Origin of the sequence: Zooshikella harenae, from assembly GCF_018837975.1 — a bacterium.
Taxonomy (GTDB): domain Bacteria; phylum Pseudomonadota; class Gammaproteobacteria; order Pseudomonadales; family Zooshikellaceae; genus Zooshikella; species Zooshikella harenae.
Genome location: NZ_JAGSOY010000157.1, coordinates 1 through 3445, shown reverse-complemented (window position 1 = coordinate 3445; position 3445 = coordinate 1). Strand labels below are relative to the sequence as shown.

The following is a 3445-nucleotide window of genomic DNA, read 5'->3' as shown; positions in this document are numbered from 1 at the left end:
GTTTGTTGATTTGCAGAGATAGCAGCACTGCTCTGCATGAGCAAGAGTATTAGAAATGAGTACTTGGTTAATAAATTACTGCTAGTATGCATGGTTTACAGACTATTAACTTGACTAGGATAAGTATATACCTTTGAGAAGTACATTCTAATTTTAAAAGCTCAAATCGACTGATTCAATTAGGTATTTTCGGAATTTATTTAGTCGTTTACTTGTGTTTATATCACCCTATAACTAATGTTATTTATTAGTATACCTTCATGAATAATTTTTAGGGTTTGTTGTCGCTCTTGATCACTAAGGATGGTGGAAATGCAGTTAATGCAGGAGCAATTAACAGTCACTCCAGTCGCTTATTAATATAGGCTTCTGAGGCTTTATGACTTGATGGTCACATCGAAAAAGCCTTGGTTATGAGGGTATAGTTGTTTTATAAAAATATCTTGTATCTGGCCTTTCAAAGGATTGAAATAATGAGTAAAGTAAAGAATTTTAAAGATGAATACTTTTATGACCTTGATCTAAGTGGTAGAGAGCTTTTTTCAGGGCGGTTGTTGCAGGGACCTGATGCAATGTTAATGTCAGCAATCAAGCTGACACCTTATCCAGTCTTTTTGTCTCATCAAGAACTTATTGTTAGAGGGCAGGGAACAGTAGCTTTTTCTTTTCAGGCTAGATCTACATTTGGCATAGTTTTAAGTGAAAATACAGCTATTTTGGGCGCTGATGAACCTGTCATATGTTTAGAAATTGGAATCCATCAAACGTTGTTCAAGAAAAAATTAAGTGATGATCCTGATGCAATTATTGCAAAAATCGAAAAACCTAATGAGGCCGATGCTTTTTTAGATACCAACCAGGTTCAAACATATTGGTTAAGTATAGATAAGGAAAATAGGCTATTAAGATTTGGTAAAGGTTATATGTTACAAAAGTTAGTGGTATTTGAAGCTGAACTGCCAAAGAATGAAGAACCGGAAGAAGATGCTTATGCATATATTGAGAAACTAAAGTTTATATCTCTTACGGGAGACTTGACTCAAGAAATGTTATCAACGATACAGTCGAGTTTTTGGAAATTTCCAGTGACAGTTGATTTACCTCCAGTCATTATTTCTACGTGTCCCCTCGGCAACTGTGTAGTTGGTTAGAAAAATTTGCTCTTACACACCTTCACCAAGGGGACACAAACAAGTTGGAAAATCTTGAGTGATAAAAGGTTTGATTCAAGTGATGGAGAAGAGTGTTATCAATTAACCTTAGCCATAAATGATGAAAGCATTACATTCACATACCATGACTCTTACTTATGGCTTGAACCATTCTTAAACGATGTAAACCATGTTTTCCAAAAGTTAAAATTAACTGATCCTATATACTGCCTGACAATTGATGAAGTATGGCTTTGTTTTATGTATTTGCCTCTTCGTATTCACCATGTAGCCAATTATCTTTATCAAGCCTATACCACTGGAGAGGTGTATGATGTTAGTAGCCTTCTAGGCTACGACTAACCTCAAGTATATTAAGGTGCAATAGGTTGCACCCGGCTTCAAAGCTAAGCAACTCAATGCATGCAACCTGTTGCACCTAATACGCATTAACTAATAAAGATTAGCCACAAGGCATTCTACTATCATGCAAATTAAAGCATGAAAGTAAGAAATAGGTAGCCATTAGCCCACAAGTCTATTTGAGGATAGGTAGCATCTGCTTGAGAGCAAAAAAAAGTGAGTACGAATGTACTCACAACATCACGCTAGAAGTCTTTTTTCTTAAAGAAATAAGACTGGCGAAGTTTACCACGAAATATGGGAGATACGCCTTCACTCTATCTCTTTAATAAGTCCATCTATACTGCTTATGCTGTCATTGTCATGAAATAAAACTAAGACGCTGCCCATAATCAAATTATCTGACTTAGTAATACGTAATACCAAAAGTGATAGCATCTTACGCGAAAATCGTCAAAATAGCCGATAACTACGATTACCGGCTATTTTTTCGAGGGGGTTGGGTATTTGGGGAAAGGGAGGGGCACTAAGGGCACTGGTACATGCATCAGTTGGTACTGATATACGACGGGTGCTTTTTAAAATTTATTCAAAGAAATAAAAAAGCCCACAAATGTGGGCACAGGTAATAAGTAGTATTTTTTTAATTAACTGAATAATTTCTTATACACTGTTAATTAAAGATTATTAATTCTCACTTTGTACATTTAGGTAATATTTTTTTAAGTTCATTGTATCCTTTATTTTTTGCAATAGTATAAGGGAAAGAGCCTTTTTCACCTTTGAAGCAAGGATTTGCTCCCATACTTATTAAATAACGAACAACTTCTATATGCTGATTAAATGTGGCCCAAGCCAATGCAGAATTACCACTCCCTTCCAAGTGCTCTAAATCTACACCGTGTTTTACAAGTAATTTAGTTACTTTTAGCTTTCCTTCTCTTGCAGCAAGAGTTAATGGTGTCCAACCATCATATAAGTATGCCTCCAAAAGTTTAGGGTGCTCACCTAAAAGCTGATCAATTTCAACTAAGTTATTTTCTTCAATAGCTTTTTGTAAGTCATTTGAATAAAAGTCTGAACAACCTGAAATAGGGAGTAACAAAGTTAATAAAACAATATATATTAATTTCATTGTTTAGGCTCAAATTGGTTTAACTCTGTAGGTATAACAGGGCTTGACTCTATAGGAGTTTTAGGAACTATATAGTGTTTACCTCCTGTTACTCGAGCAGCAGCTCCACCCATTGATATCACATTAAAAGGACTAATAGTTTTTCCTTCAGCTAATCCTGCAGCACTTAACGCCCCGCTAGTTCTTGTTGCACAATTTTCTCCAGTAATCAGTCCAACCCTCCAATCAGGTAATGTATTATCTGGATATTGTTTTAAATAATTTAAGGCAGCTTTATCTTGTTCAGCAGTTGCAGGGATGACAGTTACAACAGTATTTCGACGAGGAGCTTCTCTCTTGAGATAATCTGACGTACTACTGCCTAGAGGAGTGCTATTACCATAGCTATATACTCCATGCCCTGTTATTGCGATTGCTGAATGTCCGATCGGGTTACCATCTGTTGGCCCATTATTAATTACAGCAATATCAAGACCTTTAGAATCAGAATATCTAACTGGATCACCTAAAGCATACCCAAAAGTATTTAACCCACCTTGCAGCCCAATCGGATCACTGGTGACATAACGGCCCAGGGATTGGTCATAATAGCGATGATAATTATAAAACAGCTCACTTTCAGGGTCGTAATATTGTCCAGGGAAACGCAAGGCAATAAAAGTTTTCTTGCCATCACCGTCTACATCTTGGTTTATATCACCTATTCCGTAAGCATCACGGTACCAAGCCCAGCTGGTGTTGCCTTCTGTGTTGGTGGCACGACGTGGGGTGTTTAAGTGATCCGCATGGATATAGC

4 protein-coding genes are annotated in these 3445 nt (G+C 36.7%); 2 read left to right on the top strand and 2 right to left on the bottom strand.

Translation table 11 applies throughout. The annotated features are described in order from the left end of the window. The first annotated feature begins 473 nt into the window (after nt 1-473). Both KCG35_RS24050 and KCG35_RS24045 read left to right on the top strand, forming a co-directional pair. On the top strand, nt 474-1151 hold the full coding sequence (locus KCG35_RS24050; protein WP_215822398.1) for a hypothetical protein: 678 nt from the start codon (nt 474-476) through the stop codon (nt 1149-1151). Nucleotides 1152-1205: 54 nt separating this feature from the next. Further along, nucleotides 1206-1514, top strand: coding sequence for a hypothetical protein (locus KCG35_RS24045; RefSeq protein ID WP_215822397.1), 309 nt, complete (start codon nt 1206-1208; stop codon nt 1512-1514). A gap of 694 nt (nt 1515-2208) precedes the next feature. Here KCG35_RS24045 and KCG35_RS24040 read toward each other — a convergent pair. Further along, on the bottom strand, nt 2209-2649 hold the full coding sequence (locus tag KCG35_RS24040; protein WP_215822396.1) for an ankyrin repeat domain-containing protein: 441 nt from the start codon (nt 2647-2649) through the stop codon (nt 2209-2211). Continuing rightward, nucleotides 2646-3445 (bottom strand): RHS repeat-associated core domain-containing protein (locus KCG35_RS26870; RefSeq protein WP_304956767.1); only part of this gene is annotated, 800 nt, incomplete at its 5' end. The genes KCG35_RS24040 and KCG35_RS26870, both read right to left, overlap by 4 nt.

Bases quoted from the DNA above. Each gene is read 5' to 3' on its own strand.
- KCG35_RS24050 (WP_215822398.1), top strand. From the start codon at position 474: ATGAGTAAAGTAAAGAATTTTAAAGATGAATACTTTTATGACCTTGAT.
- KCG35_RS24040 (WP_215822396.1), bottom strand. From the start codon at position 2,649: ATGAAATTAATATATATTGTTTTATTAACTTTGTTACTCCCTATTTCA.